15 protein-coding genes are annotated in these 15,891 nt (G+C 31.3%); 8 read left to right on the forward strand and 7 right to left on the reverse strand.

Annotated elements, in window-relative coordinates; all coding sequences use genetic code 11:
• Positions 1-24: 24 nt before the first annotated feature.
• Together JC605_RS14915 and JC605_RS14920 are read left to right on the forward strand one after the other, a co-directional pair.
• Positions 25-444 (forward strand): helix-turn-helix domain-containing protein, encoded by a 420-nt coding sequence (locus JC605_RS14915; protein ID WP_198856955.1) that lies wholly within the window; start codon positions 25-27, stop codon positions 442-444.
• Between the two features lie 104 nt (positions 445-548).
• A complete protein-coding gene (locus JC605_RS14920; protein ID WP_198856956.1) occupies positions 549-2,120 on the forward strand; it encodes a T9SS type A sorting domain-containing protein in 1,572 nt (523 codons plus the stop codon).
• Positions 2,121-2,227: 107 nt separating this feature from the next.
• Here the strand turns inward: JC605_RS14920 and JC605_RS14925 are convergent, their stop codons facing one another.
• Positions 2,228-2,614 carry a flagellar motor protein MotB gene (locus JC605_RS14925; RefSeq protein ID WP_198856957.1) on the reverse strand — a complete coding sequence of 129 codons (387 nt, stop codon included), beginning with the start codon at positions 2,612-2,614 and terminating at the stop codon, positions 2,228-2,230.
• Between the two features lie 287 nt (positions 2,615-2,901).
• Here JC605_RS14925 and JC605_RS14930 point away from each other — a divergent pair, with 287 nt between their 5' ends.
• Positions 2,902-3,357: a hypothetical protein gene (locus JC605_RS14930; RefSeq protein WP_198856958.1), complete on the forward strand. Its 456-nt coding sequence runs from the start codon at positions 2,902-2,904 to the stop codon at positions 3,355-3,357.
• Between the two features lie 99 nt (positions 3,358-3,456).
• Positions 3,457-3,993 (forward strand): hypothetical protein, encoded by a 537-nt coding sequence (locus JC605_RS14935; RefSeq protein WP_198856959.1) that lies wholly within the window; start codon positions 3,457-3,459, stop codon positions 3,991-3,993.
• Positions 3,994-4,059: 66 nt separating this feature from the next.
• Here the strand turns inward: JC605_RS14935 and JC605_RS14940 are convergent, their stop codons facing one another.
• The 4 genes from JC605_RS14940 to JC605_RS14955 all read right to left on the reverse strand — a co-directional run bounded on the left by JC605_RS14940 (position 4,060) and on the right by JC605_RS14955 (position 7,641).
• Positions 4,060-4,446, reverse strand: a complete 387-nt coding sequence (locus JC605_RS14940; RefSeq protein ID WP_198856960.1) for a secretion protein — start codon at positions 4,444-4,446, stop codon at positions 4,060-4,062.
• Positions 4,447-5,056: 610 nt separating this feature from the next.
• The gene (locus JC605_RS14945; protein WP_198856961.1) at positions 5,057-5,458 is read right to left on the reverse strand and encodes a secretion protein; all 402 of its coding nucleotides are present in this window, start codon (positions 5,456-5,458) and stop codon (positions 5,057-5,059) included.
• 505 nt (positions 5,459-5,963) lie between these two features.
• Positions 5,964-6,368: a T9SS type A sorting domain-containing protein gene (locus tag JC605_RS14950; RefSeq protein WP_198856962.1), complete on the reverse strand. Its 405-nt coding sequence runs from the start codon at positions 6,366-6,368 to the stop codon at positions 5,964-5,966.
• 907 nt (positions 6,369-7,275) lie between these two features.
• Positions 7,276-7,641, reverse strand: a complete 366-nt coding sequence (locus JC605_RS14955; RefSeq protein ID WP_198856963.1) for a DUF3244 domain-containing protein — start codon at positions 7,639-7,641, stop codon at positions 7,276-7,278.
• A 450-nt stretch (positions 7,642-8,091) separates the two neighbouring features.
• Here JC605_RS14955 and JC605_RS14960 point away from each other — a divergent pair, with 450 nt between their 5' ends.
• The 3 genes from JC605_RS14960 (at position 8,092) to JC605_RS14970 (ending at position 10,704) form a co-directional block, all read left to right on the forward strand.
• Entirely contained in the window at positions 8,092-8,964 is an 873-nt protein-coding gene (locus JC605_RS14960; protein ID WP_198856964.1) for an AraC family transcriptional regulator, read from the forward strand.
• A gap of 259 nt (positions 8,965-9,223) precedes the next feature.
• The gene (locus JC605_RS14965; RefSeq protein ID WP_198856965.1) at positions 9,224-10,093 is read left to right on the forward strand and encodes an alpha/beta hydrolase family protein; all 870 of its coding nucleotides are present in this window, start codon (positions 9,224-9,226) and stop codon (positions 10,091-10,093) included.
• A gap of 89 nt (positions 10,094-10,182) precedes the next feature.
• On the forward strand, positions 10,183-10,704 hold the full coding sequence (locus JC605_RS14970; RefSeq protein WP_198856966.1) for a hypothetical protein: 522 nt from the start codon (positions 10,183-10,185) through the stop codon (positions 10,702-10,704).
• Between the two features lie 82 nt (positions 10,705-10,786).
• On the opposite strand, the gene JC605_RS14975 is transcribed toward JC605_RS14970, so the two are convergent.
• Together JC605_RS14975 and JC605_RS14980 are read right to left on the reverse strand one after the other, a co-directional pair.
• Complete coding sequence (locus tag JC605_RS14975) at positions 10,787-11,758, reverse strand: TerC family protein (protein ID WP_198856967.1); 972 nt, start codon at positions 11,756-11,758, stop codon at positions 10,787-10,789.
• Between the two features lie 232 nt (positions 11,759-11,990).
• Positions 11,991-13,007, reverse strand: a complete 1,017-nt coding sequence (locus JC605_RS14980; protein WP_177210321.1) for a glutamine synthetase beta-grasp domain-containing protein — start codon at positions 13,005-13,007, stop codon at positions 11,991-11,993.
• Between the two features lie 429 nt (positions 13,008-13,436).
• On the opposite strand from JC605_RS14980, the gene JC605_RS14985 reads away from it, so the two are divergent.
• Entirely contained in the window at positions 13,437-15,626 is a 2,190-nt protein-coding gene (locus tag JC605_RS14985) for a glutamine synthetase III (protein ID WP_198856968.1), read from the forward strand.
• Positions 15,627-15,891: the final 265 nt, after the last annotated feature.

Genomic DNA, 15,891 nt, shown 5'->3' on the forward strand with positions numbered 1-15,891 from the left:
ACACTTAATTATTATCTTTGAATTATGAGCACACTAACAAAACCAAATCACATAGGGCGAAAAATAAGCCGTATTCGTGAACTTCGTGATATGAAACAGGAAGCTTTAGCGCAGGCTTTGGGAATAAGTCAGCAAACAATATCTACTATTGAAAACAGCGAAACTATAGAAGAAGATAGACTTTCTGAAATAGCAAAAGCTCTTGGTGTTACAGTTGATGCAATTAAGAATTTTTCAGATGAAGCAGCAATTAATTATTTTAATACTTTTAATGAAGCGGTATCAGATAGTAGTTTCGGAAGTATTCATAATAACAAATGTACTTTCAATCCATTAGATAAATTAGTAGAATCTTTTGAGGAAAATAAAAAGCTTTACGAACGTTTGCTTCAAGCAGAAAAAGATAAAATTGAGTATTTAGAAAAATTGCTAAATCAGAAATAGTAAATTTTATATAAAAGAAAACCTCTCAGAAATGAGAGGTTTTTTTGTTTATAGATTTTTACTTCTATATTTACATTTAATAAGAAACTTACTAAATAAACTGAATGAAAACAAAACTACTTTTATTTTTTATACTTTGTATTCTTCCTCAATCTAATGCACAGCAAAAGATATATGATTTTACAAGCTATCCGTGGAGTTTAAGAAAAATCAACGATAAGCTTATATTTGAAGCTAGTGAAGCTGATACTGGTCGAGAAATATGGAAAAGTGACGGAACTACTTCTGGCACAAAACTAATAAAAGACATCTATACAGGTACAGAGTCTTCTGTATCAGGTACATTGGAAACTGGTGCAGTAATTAATGATGTTTTTTATTTTATAGCAAAAGATAAAAGTTCTCTTGGAGAGATTTGGAAAACTGATGGAACTGACACTGGCACTGTAAAAGTAACAAGTTTTATTAATGGAAGAACTTCAAGTCTTACAGCTGTTGGCAATTCGATTTATTTTTTAATTCAAGAAGAATATAACTTACAAGTCTGGAAAACAGATGCAACATCAGGAGCTACAGTATTGGTTAAAGATAATATGTCAATCTGGAACACACCATCTTTTCAAGGCAAATGCAATAACACCTTTATATTTACATTTCAGCCTTATGGTACAAACGATTCTAGAGTTTGGAGAAGTAATGGTACTTCAGAAGGCACTTTTCCGATAACATCAGAAATAGATGGAAATGGATCTTATCCTCAAGGTACATCCGGATTGACACAATATATAGAACACAATAATAAATTGTATTTTGTCAGCAGAAATTATTTACATGAAACTGATGGAACGCTTGAAAACACAAAAGTGATAGGTAACGTTTGGGTAGCCCAACAATATTTAGTACATCATAGTAGTGTTATCGAAGCAAACAATAATTTGTATTTTATGTTTTTTTCTGCCGATTTGAACAAATTGTCGATATGGAAATTTGATTCAGTTAATAGCAATGTAGCCGAAGTATATAGTAAAGTAAGTGATCACTATTTTTCTCCTTCAAATTTTACTAAAACAGATAATTCTTTGCTTTTTTCTACAGAAAATGAAACAGGAGGGGCATCTTTAGTGTCATTAAATCTTGTAGACAATACAGTGAAAAATTTTGGAGAAATATCAAACGGTATAAAAAAACCTTTTATTTTTATAGACAGGATAGACGCCTCTACGCTTTTGAAAATTAATGATAATGAATATTATATAGCATCAGTAGTTGAAAATAATTTTACAAAAGGGTTTATTTTAAATTTAAGTTCAAATTCACTTCAGCAAATTGGTGCATTAGACAATGTGTTAAGTATTGTTTCTTTTAAGGATTACCTGTACTATGCAAAAGATAATAAATTATGGAAATATGCTAATAATTTAAATGTTCCAGTAATAGAAAATAAATCATCTTTAGTGGTTTATCCAAACCCTTCAAGAGACTTTATAAGTATAAAAGCCGAAAATGATACTCAGATTGAAGGCTTGCAAATTTTTGATTGGAATGGCAGATTGGTAAGCACTCCGATATTGGATTTAAATAATAAAATTGATATTTCTAAATTGAATCAAGGTCCATATCTATTGAAAGCAAAAGTGAATGGAGCTTTGATTTCGAAGAAAATATTAAAAAACTAAAGGGAACATAAAGTAATGCACGAGACATCTATGGCATGAGAATAATAAAATTAGAAAATAAAAAACCTCTCAGAAATGAGAGGTTTTTTTATATCAGCTTCAAGAAATTAGACTTTCTTTTTTATCGAAGTTTTTGGTTTATGTTTTAATTTTTCAATAAGTGCGTCTGCTTTTTCATTTTCAGAAATCGAACGTAACGATTCTGCGTATCGGTAATAATAAACAGGATCTAAATCTGTGGTTAGAGCAAAGAGTTCGCTGTACCATTCGGCAGCTTTTTCTAGTTCGCAATTCGAATAAGAAGAATTTCCTAGTTTCTGAAATAAATCTACAGACTTGTAGCCCTTTGCAGCAACCTTTTCGTAGGTTCTGATAACATCGACATAAGCATATTTTTCGCCGATTTTGTCTGTTTTATAAAAAGTTTCAGTTTGTGCGGCTGCACGAAACGAAAATACGATTAACAATACTAAAATAACAAGTTTTTTTTGCATAGGTTTTAGTTTGGTTCAGGCATTCGTATTTTAAATTGTTTTTGAAAATAGTTTTGCTGTCAAAAAAACAGCATTAATCAATAATCAAACGTCAATTTTGGCTTCTTATTTTATGCGTAATGTTATTTATGTTGTACAAATATATGTAAATCAGTAATATAAGTTGTTTTTTAACGATGTTTTTTTGATTTTATCGATTATATTTCGTTCTTTAAAATAATTGATTTCTATGTGTTTTACATTTTATTTATAAAAAAAATAATTTTATATCAATTAAGATTTTCAAGATGATAGTACAGCTATATTTAAATAAAATAGAGGTTTTGCAAGATGAAGAATCAAAGACTACATTTTCAGATTTTGACGATCTAGAGCTTTGTACTCAAAAAATAAAAGGACGTAATAGCGATCTGTCTTTTACTCTTGATTTTTTATTGAATAAACAAACTCAAGAATGTACAACTGTAAATACTGAAGTAATAAAAATGCTTTCAGATCATTTAGGATTATTTTTTATAGGAGATCAAGAATCTGAGAATGTTTGTTTTGCCAACAGCATAGAAGTGAGGCCAGAATACAGGAAAAGTTTCAGATTGATCGATTTACTGGACTATATTTATGCTTTTGCACATTCTTATGTTTTTAAAGAATCTCAAAAAATAATATTGACATCAGAAACTGATTTTTTTTGGAAACTCGTAAAAATAGGTTCAAACTTAAGAAAACAATTGCCTGATATTTAAATAGTATTGTATTGCTTGTTGCTTTAAAAACAGGTATTTATACTTTAAACGAAGTGTTTTTAATGATGTATTTTGGATGGGACTTAAAAACATAAAACTATGGAACCAGATTCTAATCAACTATTAAATGATTTAACCCTTAAATGTACGGCAGGGGACACTAAAATTGCTACTCCTTCAGGAGAAAGAGCTATCAGTAATTTGCAAAGAGGAGACTCAGTTTTGGCATTTTCTGCAAAAGTGGAATCGGGCAAACTTGAACTATCTTCATCAGAAACGAAAGTTACTTTTAGTCAAGGCACTCCTGAATGGTATATTACTGCACTTTATATTACTTTAGGATATGACAAAGAAATTATCTGCACTTCAGACCAACCTTTTTTACTTGCAAATGGCAAATACACTATAGGTTCAAAATTAGGACCAGGACAAGAGCTTGTTGATTGGCAAGGCAAACCTGTGTTTATTCACATGATTTCAATTGGAACTTATAAAGGAGTGATTCATAACATTTCTGTTGGAGATTCTGAATTTGCCAGCCCTAATGGCCATTTGTTGTTGGCGCAAGGAGTCATAATAGGAGACTTTGCTTTTCAGACGTCTTTTGATTCTCTTCCAGATAATTTAAAAGCATAAAATGCTATGATAAAAAAAAAGCAGCTCCTGGTACGAGCTGCTTTCTAATTCTTAGGGGGCAAAAAATTAACGACGAAAAGATGGACTCTGGTTAACAGATTCGTCTAACTTTACAGTCTTTACTTTTTTAGCAGCAACTTTAATTTCGTGTTTCGCAACTTTGTCGTTTGCTTTCACTTCAAGAACATAAGTTCCAGCAGGAAAACTTTCTAAACTAATTGTTTTTGAAACCTCTAATTTGTCTGCTGCAGATTCTCCCGCATAAAGTAAGTTGTGATTCTCGTCATAAATAGAGAAAGATGCATTTTCTACAGTGTCTAAAGTAAAGCTAACTACTTTTCCGTTTCCTGTTTTGATATTTAAAATGTAATCACCTTTTCCATCAATGGCATAGGTAAACACAGTCGCTAAAAAAAAGGCAGCAACTAAACCAGCTTTGGTAAATTTTGTCATGTTTTTTTTAAATTGTTAATTACTAAATGTGGAACGCGTAAAACTACAAATACAAATTTAATTTTTAGCAATAAATTGGCATTTTTTAACTGTTAACTTGCTGAATTGAAACTATTTCTGTATTTTGTTTGAACTATGTACGTAATTACTGGGCTCGCGGTTTTTGAAATTTTAATATTTTTTTAAGTGTTTTAAAGCCACTTATTTTATTAATAAGAATACTTTTCTTAAATCAGACTGAAATTTATTTTTCATCAATTTTAGAAATAAAAAAAACAGCTCTGTAAGTAAAAATGATATATTAATTAACGTAAAGTGCGCTAAGATTTTCGCAAAGCACGCTAAGTTTTTTTTTGAGTAATTTTATAAAATAAAAAAGTTCGCAAAGCTATAAGGATAAAACTTTGTGACAAAAAATCTTTGTGTGCTTTGCGAAAATCTTTGCGAACTTTGCGAAAATCTTTGCGAACTTTGCGATAGAAAAAAATACAGTAAGTATAAAGCAAAAAAAAAACAGCTCTGTAACCAACCAAGAGCTGTTTCTTAAACAATAAAAATGTAATTTTTAATTTTTTCTAACCTTATTTTATACCTTTTTGGAGTATAAAAATTAGCGTGCAGCAACACTCGAATTTTTAGCGAAACCAGCTTTGTAAGCATAAGAAACTGCATTTCTAGATAGAGAGGCAGTATCACCAATTGTGATCTCGTATTTCGCTTTTTTTACGCTGTCTTCAACTTCTAAGAAGTAAGTTCCTTCTGGAAATTCTTCTAGACTAAAAGTTCTCAAAATTCCTTCTTTACCTGAAGCAGTTTCAGAGTAAATAAGTGTTCCGTCCTTGTCATAAATTGCTAAGTTGGCTTTCTGTACTTTGTTAAGTGCGAAAGTAATCAGTTTTCCATTAGCTTTCATTACGTGAAGATTAAACTCCGACGTTCCATCAATTGCGTAAGTGCTAATTCCTGTGAAAAGCAACGCAGCTACTAAACTCATTTTTGCAATCTTTTTCATGGTACTTAGTTTTTAAATTATTAGTTCTAATTCTCTGATGCTAAATTACTTATGTAATACATGAAAATGCGCAACTGTATTTTCCGATTTCTATGCTATATTCTCATTTACGAAACCGTTATAGGTTAAAACATGAATTATTTTTAACGTTTTTGTTAATTAGGTTATTATTTTTCAATGTTTTGCTTGATTTTGAATTTACAATGAGCTAAGAATTTATTTACATATAGAATGGTATGTTTAACCGCAAAGTGCGCAAAGATTTATTCAAAAAGACGCTAAGAATTATTATGCAAGAGGTTTATAAAAACGCAAAGTTCGCAGAGCTTTGTGAAAAAAGCTTTGCGAACTTTGCGTAATTCTTTGTGCCTTCGCGGTAAAAAAACTTAGAGCAAAAAAAAAACAGCCCAATAACCACAAAGAGCTGTTTTTAAAACTTTTGAAAGTTTTTAAACTTACTAACTATCTAACCTCACTTTTATACTTTATGAAAGCATAAACTTTTTTAGCGTGCTGCCACACTTGTATTTTTAGCAAAACCTGGTTTGTAAACCGAAGAAACTGCGTTTTTAGATAAAACAGTAGAATCATCAGTTATTGTGATTTCGTATTTTGCTTTTTTTGTATTGTCTTCTACTTCTAAGAAATAAGTTCCTTCTGGAAATTCTTCTAGACTGAAAGTTCTTAAAATTCCATCTTTACCTGAAGCACTTTCAGAATAAATTAGATTTCCTTCTTTGTCGTAAATTGCTAAGTTGGCTTTTTGCGTTTGGTTAAGACCAAAAGTGATCGATTTGCCATTAGCTTTAAGTACATGCAGATTAAAATCTGCTACTCCATCAATTGCATATGTGCTAATTCCTGTGAAAAGCAATGCTGCTACTAAACTCAATCTAACAATCTTTTTCATGGTATTTAGTTTTAAATTAATAGTTCTAATTCTCTGATGCTAAATTACTTCAGTTGTAAGTAAAAAAACAATACTATATTCTCCGATTTCGATGCTATATTCTCATTTACGAAACCGTTATAGGTTAAAATTTGAATTATATTTATCATTTTTGCTAAAAAACTTATTATTTTTCAACGTTTTTGATGATTTTAAATTTACATTGCGATAAAGATTTCTTTAAAAAATGTAGGAAGAAGAAAGGGGCTGAGGTGCTAAGATGCTGAGGTTCTAAGTTTTTATTTAGATTGTGTAATGTAACGCAAAGGGCGCAGAGGTTACGCAAAGTTCACAAAGGTTTTTTTGAGTAAATTTTATAAAATAAAAAAGTTTGCAAAGCTTTATCCTAATATAGCTTTGAGAACTTTGCATTTATATGCAAGATTTTTGATGAAAAAACTTTGTGAACTTTGCGTAAAACTTTGTGAACTTTGCGTTTAAAAAAATTTTGCGGTAGAATTTTTATAACTCAAAAAGTAAAGAGCAAAAAAAACAGCCTAGTAACCACAAGATTTACGCAAAGTTTATAAAGATTTTTTTGAGTAAATTTTATAAAATAAAAAAGTTCGCAAAGCTTTATCCTAATATAGCTTTGCGAACTTTGCATTTATATGCAAGATCTTTGATAAAAAACCTTTGCGAACTTTGCGTAAATCTTTGTGGCCTTTGCGGTAAAAAAAAATGCAGTAAAATTTTATAACTCAAAAAAGTAAAGAGCAAAAAAAAAACAGCTCAGTAACCACAAAGAGCTGTTTTTAAAACTTTTGAAAGTTTTTAACTTACTAACTATCTAACCTCACTTTTTATACTGTATTAGAGTATAAAATTTTAAGTGCCGTGAAGAATTGCACTTAACCTTAATATTTTCTTAGTTCAATGAAGTAGTTCCTTTTGAAGACAAAGTAGAACTATTTGCATCTACAGTAATATCGTATTTTACTTTTTTGAAGCTATCAGCAACTTCTAAAATATATTTTCCTTGTGGAAATTCTTCTAAACTGAAAGTTCTTAAGATTCCAGTTTTACCAGAAGCGTTTTCAGTATAGATTAAGTTACCATTTGTATCATATATACTAATAACAGCTTTTTGTAATTGATTAATTCCAAAAGCAATTACCTTGCCATTTCCTTTTAATACATGAAGATTTAATGCTTCATTACCATCAATTGCATAAGTACTCATTCCTGTTAGAAGTACTGCACATACTAAACTTAATTTCATAATCTTTTTCATATTCTATAGTATTAAATTTTTTTCGTTCATTTCTCTGATGCAAAGTTATAGCAGCATGTGTGGTATTTTAACATCTATATTTTCCGATTTCTATGCTATATTCTCATTTACGAAACCGTTATATGTTAAAATTTGACTTTAATGTTGTGTTTTTGTTAATTTGATTGTTTTTCTTCAAAGTTTTTCAAAAACTAAATACTTCATAAAATTTCCGTTTTTCTTACAATTTTTAGCATATCTATATAAAATCAAGTTTTAAATAGGATAAATAAAAAAAAAGTCAGGAAAAAAAATAAGACTCTAAAAAAAAGCCGATTTCGATGTGAAATTTGCAGTGTTAAGAACGTTATTTTAATGTAAAATTCGCATTTACGAAACCGTTGTAGGTTAAAATTTAAATTATTTTAGGTGTTTTTGTTAAATTTGCTATTATTTTTTAAAGAAATTATCATGAAGACTATTGCCCCAGCTCTTGAAGTGATAACTAACTCATACGGAAGTTCTTTTACCTACACTAAACACGCCGAAAAGACCAATAGTAAAGCTCATTTATGGCACTATCATCCAGAAATTGAGTTGGTTTATATAAATGGCGGGGCTGGAAAAAGACAAATAGGAAGCCATGTTTCTTATTATACCAATGGTAGTTTACTTTTAATAGGAGCTAATTTGCCACATTGCGGTTTTACAAATGAACAAACAGGAAATACAACGGAAACCGTAATTCATATAAAACCTGAATTTTTAGGAAGCGATTTTTTTGTTGCTCCTGAAATGAAAAGGGTGCAAAATATTTTGAAACAGGCTAAGGGCGGAATCGCTTTTGGTGGTGAAACAAAAAAACGTATCGGAAGTAAAATTGAAATGATGGAAAATGAACCGCCATTTCAAAGACTTATAACGCTTTTGAGTGTTTTAGACGAATTGGAATCGGCTGAAGAATATACCATCTTAAATGCTGATGGGTTTTCGATGGAACTGCAAACACAAGACAACGATCGTATGAATGTGGTTTTCAATTTTGTGAAAGATCATTTTCAGGAATCTATTTCTATAGATGAGGTTTCGAGTCTGGTAAGTATGACTACGCCTTCGTTTTGCCGTTATTTCAAAAAGATTTCGAATAAAACATTTACCGAGTTTGTAAATGAATATCGTTTAGTTCATGCTTCTAAGCTTTTGGCAGAACAGCCTATGAGTATTAACGAAGTTTGTTACGAAAGCGGTTTTAATAATTTCAGTCACTTTAGTAAATCATTTAAACAATACACTGGTAAAAGCGCTTCGCAATACCGACATGAGCATAAGATTATTATTAGTTGATTTTTTCCCACGAATTACACGAATTGCCACGAATTAAATTTTAGAATTTGTAAAAGAAATACAAAAACCGATTAGTCAAAAGCTGATCGGTTTTTTTATTTTTTAGGTTTACGTACTATTTTGCATTTTGCCAAGAGAGTATTTAAATTAATTAGTGAAAATTCGTGTAATTCGTGGCATCCAAAACCAGTCGGATTTTTCATATATTTTATTCTAAAAAAGTTATATTTACAAACCCTAATCAGAAAAAAATATCAAAATGAAGAAACTTAAAATGCTATTGTCTGCATTTTTGCTTTGTCTTACCACCATGACATATGCTGCAAAAGTAGACACACTTCAAGTTGCAAGTACCGCAATGGGTAAAACTTATAAGGCTGCTGTGGTTTTGCCAAATTCTTATGCTAAAAGCAAAACAACTTATCCTGTAATGTATCTTTTGCATGGTGCATACGGACATTTTAGCGATTGGCTTAAAAATACTCCAAACAAAAAATTGGTTCACAATCTGGCTGACCAATACAATATGATTATTGTAATGCCAGAAGGAGAGACGTTTAGTTTTTATATTGATAGTCCTGTAAATAAAGAAAGCCAATTTGAAACTTTTATTACGCAAGAAGTAATTCAGAAAGTAGATAAAACGTATCGTACAATTAGTAATAGAAGCGGAAGAGTAATTACAGGACTTTCTATGGGCGGACATGGCGCTTTATATTTATCTGCTAGACATCCTGATTTGTTTTGTGCGGCAGGAAGTATGAGCGGTGCGGTAGATATGAGTACAATGTTGAATAGAGATTCATCGGCTCAGATTGTAAAATTAATGCAGCCAGTTTTTGGAGACAAAAGCGGAAATACAGAATTGTATGAGCAGAATTCTGTTTTGAGAATGGCTGATAAATTAAAAGCAAATAAACTACCGTTAATAATAGATTGCGGAGTAGACGATTTTCTAATTGAACCAAACCGAGAATTACACAGAAGATTGGTTTATAATAAAGTTGACCACGATTATACCGAAAGGCCAGGAGCTCATACTTGGGATTATTGGGAAAATTCGCTTCCGTATCATGTGTTATTTTTCAATAAAATACTATCTAAGAATCAGGTTACTGCAAAAAAATAAAGGAATTTTAATTTTAAAATAAGCCAAATCATTTTTTTTGGTTTAATTTTTGGAATACCTTTATAGTATAATCCTTAAAAAAAATAATTATGAAAAAGATACTTACCTTATTTGCAGTTATCGGTTTAATTGCATTTTCTAGCTGTGAAGGACCAGAAGGGCCTCCAGGACCTCCGGGACCTAGTACTCCATTACCTTTTGTTTTTGAAGTTACAACAGATTTTGTTGGACCAAATTATGAGAAAAATGTTTCGATTCAAGGAATGTTAGCTAGTGATAATGTTTTGGTTTACGAGTTAGTTGGAACAAGTGGTGGAGATAGATGGGCATTATTGCCTCAAATATATTATTTTAATGATGGCTTAGAAACGGCTCAATACAATTTTGACTTTTCAAGAACTAATGTTAGGATTTTTATTGATGGTAGTATAAGTGACTTTTCTCAATTACCTAATAATTTCAGATTAGGCAAAACATTTAGAATTGTACTTGTTCCTGGTGAAGGTGAAAATGGTACTGCTAAATCTGTCAATAAGGCCGATTATTCAGATTATAATGCTGTTATTGCAAAATACAATATTGATGACAGTAACGTTAAGAAGTTAAACTAAGTTTTAGTTCAATTATAATATAAATAAAAAAAGGAAATCGTAAGATTTCCTTTTTTTATTTATATTATATTTTCTAAGCTAATTATTCTTCGCTTGACGAATCATTTAAAACCTTTTCTGGTCCAAATTTTAGAGAAACCAAAATTCCAACTAAAAGTGATAAAGCAATAAATCCTAAAGAAGCCCATTCTGGAACTTCAATATAATCGTGTAGTAACATTTTTAATCCAACAAAAGCTAAAATAGCTACTAAGCTGTATTCTAAATAACTGAATTTTGCCAACATATTTGCTAAGAAGAAATACATAGAACGCAATCCTAAAATGGCAAAAATGTTAGAGCTAAATACTAGAAAAGGATCTTTTGTAATGGCTAAAATTGCAGGAACACTATCTACAGCAAATAGCACATCCATAACCTCAATTACAATCAAGGCAACAAATAATGGAGTTGCAGCTTTTTTTGCAGTTTTGGTTGAGATAAAGAATTTCTCGCCATCCATCTCTGATGTAATCGGAATGATTTTTCCTAATGTTTTGTATACAAACGAATCTTTTGGATGAAAATCTTCATCTTCACCAGAAAATAACATTTTTATAGCAGTAAAAATCAAGAAAATACCAAAGACATAGGTTGTCCAAGTAAATTTGCTAATTAACATTACACCAAAGAAAATCATCAAACCACGGAAAACAATTGCTCCTAGAATTCCCCAGAACAAAACGCGGTGCTGGTATTTTTGCGGAATTTTGAATGAAGCAAAAATAATAGCAATAACAAAGATGTTGTCAACACTTAGCGAAAGCTCAATTAAATATCCGGTAATGAATTTCATTGAAGCAACTGCAGGTTTTAACTTATCTGGGTTCGCGATATAATCTGTGGTATACAGCCAGTAAATTACTCCCGAAAACAGGAAGGATAAAGTAACCCAAATAAGAGTCCATTTGCTGGCTTCTTTAGTACTAATAATATGTGGTGTTTTGTTAAAGACACCAAGGTCTAAAGCAAGAATAAAAATTACAGCAAGTAAAAAGAGAGACCAGACTATCATAAATTATTTTTTTTAATGATATACAAAGATAAGTTTTGAACTTTAACTTAAAAATTAAATTTAATCTTAAAATTAAGTAATATTTGTTACTTGTAAAATGTTAAGTATTATAAAGTTATGAGGTTTTTTTTCTTGTTTAACCCGACAGATTTTTAAAACCTGTCGGGTTAATGCATAAAAAAAGTGCCAACAATTACGATGGCACTTTGTAGAATATATTGTAAGCTTTAAATTATATTGCTGAGTTAACAGTTTTGATAATTCTAGCAGCAATTTTGTAAGGGTCTCCGTTTGAAGCTGGTCTTCTGTCTTCCAACCATCCTTTCCAACCTTTTTGAACAGTCATTAAAGGAATTCTGATAGAACATCCTCTGTCTGAAACTCCATAAGAGAAATCGTGGATAGAAGCAGTTTCGTGCTTACCAGTTAAACGCTGATCGTTGTAAGCTCCGTAAACTGCAATGTGCTCAGCAGTAACAGGACGGAAAGCTTCACAGATTTTCTCGTAAACTTCTTGAGAACCACATGTTCTAAGAACTGTGTTAGAGAAGTTAGCGTGCATACCAGAACCATTCCAGTCAGTATCTCCTAGAGGTTTTGGGTGATATTCGATATAGTAACCATATTTCTCAGTCAAACGGTCTAATAGGTAACGAGCAACCCAGATTTCGTCTCCAGCTTTTTTAGCTCCTTTAGCGAATAATTGGAATTCCCATTGTCCGCAAGCAACCTCTTGGTTGATTCCTTCAAAGTTGATTCCAGCAGCGATACATAAATCAGCATGCTCTTCAACTAATTTTCTACCGTGTGTGTTTTTTCCACCTACAGAACAGTAGTACATCCCTTGTGGAGCAGGGTATCCTCCAACTGGGAAACCAAGTGGAAGTTGAGTTTTAGTATCCATAATGAAATACTCTTGTTCGAATCCAAACCAAAAATCATCATTATCATCATCAATTGTAGCTCTACCGTTAGAAGGGTGTGGTGTTCCGTCAGCATACATAACTTCGCACATTACTAACCATCCGTTGATACGAGTTGGATCTGGATAGATTGCAACTGGAACTAATAAACAGTCAGAAGAACCTCCTTCGGCTTGTCTTGTAGATGATCCATCAAATGACCAGTTTCCAAGCTCCTCTAATGTTCCTTTGAAGTTTTCGTGTTCTTCAACTTTAGTTTTACTTCTAAGATTTTGAGTTGGTTCATATCCATCTAACCAAATGTACTCTAACTTAATTTTAGCCATAATAATATAAATTAATTTTTTTGTTTTTTTTCGTTGGGTCAAATATAGATTTATTTTTTCAGTCCCAAAAATTAGGGGGCTGTTTTGTTTTATGAACTATAATTTTTTGGATAAGCGCAATTTTGATAGGGGTATATTTTAAAAAAAGCAATTTTAATAACCTTAAAAAAACAAATTCGTAATAATTAAGGAACATTTTTGAATTTCTGAGTTAAGGAATTATGAAAAAATGTTTATTTAATCAATATTACCGTACAGTTTTGTTATATTTCTGTGATTTGAATTCATTATTCTTTGAAAAAAGCGTTTTATGTTGAGAAATTCTATTTCAAAAATCTAAAATTTATATTTTAAATAGGTTCTTTATTTGTTTATATTTGCTGATCATTTTTTAATGAAAATTAGTACGAATTTAAAACATACATAACCATGTCAACATTACGTTTCCAAGCTTTACAACAAGCTTCTAACAGAAAGCCGGTGCATTTTGAAGAAATTGGCCGAAAATCAAATCTTTTTGGGGCAAATGTGTTTAATGAAAAGGCAATGAAGCAATATTTAACTTCAGATGCATTTAAAGGAGTAAGAGATGCTATCCAACACGGAACTAAAATCGACAGAAAACTAGCTGATTATATTGCTATGGGAATGAAAGAATGGGCTCTTTCTAAAGGTGTAACACATTATACACATTGGTTTCAGCCACTTACAGGAACAACAGCAGAAAAACACGATGCTTTTTTTGAAACTTCTTATGATGGAAATGAATCTGTAGAAAAATTTGGAGGTGCACAATTGGTACAGCAAGAGCCAGATGCATCTAGTTTCCCGAATGGCGGAATCAGAAATACATTTGAAGCAAGAGGATATACAGCCTGGGATCCGACTTCACCAGCTTTTATATATGGTACAACTTTATGTATACCAACAGTATTTATTGCTTATACAGGTGAGGCTTTAGACAATAAGATACCTTTATTAAGAGCATTATCTGCAATTGACGAAGCGGCTACAGAAGTTTGTAAATATTTTGACAAAAACGTAAAAAAGGTAACAGCAACTTTAGGCTGGGAGCAAGAATATTTCTTGATTGACAAAGCTTTGGCAAATTCTCGTCCAGACTTAATGATGACAGGAAGAACCTTATTAGGGCACACGTCTGCAAAAGGGCAGCAATTAGACGATCATTATTTCGGATCTATTCCAACTCGAGCTCTTACTTATATGAGAGATTTAGAGCAGGAATGTATGCTATTAGGTATTCCGGTAAAAACGCGTCATAATGAGGTCGCGCCAAATCAGTTTGAGTTGGCTCCAATTTTTGAGGAAACAAATCTTGCAGTAGATCATAACTCTTTATTAATGGATGTTATGCAGAAAGTTGCAGAACGTCATGATTTTAAAGTATTATTTCACGAAAAGCCTTTTAAAGGAGTAAATGGTTCTGGAAAACACAATAACTGGTCATTGGCTACAGATACAGGAGTTAATTTATTAAGTCCGAGCAAAACGCCAATGAGCAATTTACAGTTTTTGACTTTCTTTATTAATACAATCAAAGCGGTAAACGATAACGAAACTTTATTAAGAGCTTCTATCGCAACAGCAAGTAACGACCATAGGTTAGGAGCAAATGAAGCCCCGCCAGCAATTATGTCTGTATTTATCGGAGCACAATTGACAAAAGTGTTATCTGAATTAGAAAGCGTAACTACAGGAAAACTTTCGCCAGAAGAAAAAACAGATCTTAAATTGAATGTTGTTGGTAAAATTCCAGATGTATTATTAGACAATACAGACAGAAATAGAACTTCGCCTTTTGCTTTTACAGGAAATAAATTTGAGTTTAGAGCTGTGGGTTCAAACTCGAACTGCTCAAATGCAATGACAACTTTGAATGCAATTGTGGCAAAACAGTTAATTGACTTTAAAAATGAAGTAGAAAACCTAATCGAGTCGAAAGACATGAAAAAGGACGATGCTATTTTTAATGTTCTAAGAGAATACATCAAACAATCTAAAAAGATTCTTTTTGAAGGTGACGGTTATAGCGAAGCTTGGGAAAAAGAAGCTGCAAAAAGAGGATTGAGTAATTTTAAAACAACTCCAGAAGCGATAAAAGCAAAAGTTTCGAAACAAGCTTTGGAATTGTTTGAAGAATTAGGAATCTTTAATCATGTAGAAGCCGAAGCACGTTACGAAATTGAATTGGAAGAATACACTAAAAAAATCCAGATTGAAGGTCGTGTTTTAGGAGATATTGCAAGAAACCATGTTATTCCGACTGCAATTCGTTATCAGAATACATTAATTGAAAATGTAAAAGGATTAAAAGAAATTTTTGCAAAAGAATTTGATGCATTAGCAAAAGAGCAGATTGTTTTGATTAAAGAAATTTCAGGCCATATCGAAGGAATCAATTCTAAGGTATTGGCAATGACTAATGAAAGAAAGAAAGCAAATCAATTAACTGATGCTCAAAAAATGGCAGAGGCGTATTGCAATAACGTAAAACCATATTTTGACGAGATTCGTAATCACTGCGATAAATTGGAATTATTGGTAGATGACGAAAGTTGGACATTAACCAAATACAGAGAATTATTGTTTACTAAATAATTAAGAAACAATTTGTTAAAGCCTGTCTTCTAAGACAGGCTTTTTTTGCTTAAATAGTAATAAAGCCCCTATTTAATTGATATTTTCTTTGTTACAGATGCTTTAAATGTAAACAAATTGTAATAAGTACCTTTTTTCCTATGAAAATTTATAAGCTTTTTGGCAGTTCATCGAGATAGTTTTACAGTTTGTCGAAAAGAGGTTAATATCTTGTAAAATAGGTATTTATACTGAATCTTGTTTTGGAGAAGTTTTATAATTTTGG

The sequence above is a fragment of the Flavobacterium sp. IB48 genome, assembly GCF_016405855.1.
Taxonomy (GTDB): Bacteria; Bacteroidota; Bacteroidia; order Flavobacteriales; family Flavobacteriaceae; genus Flavobacterium; species Flavobacterium ginsengisoli.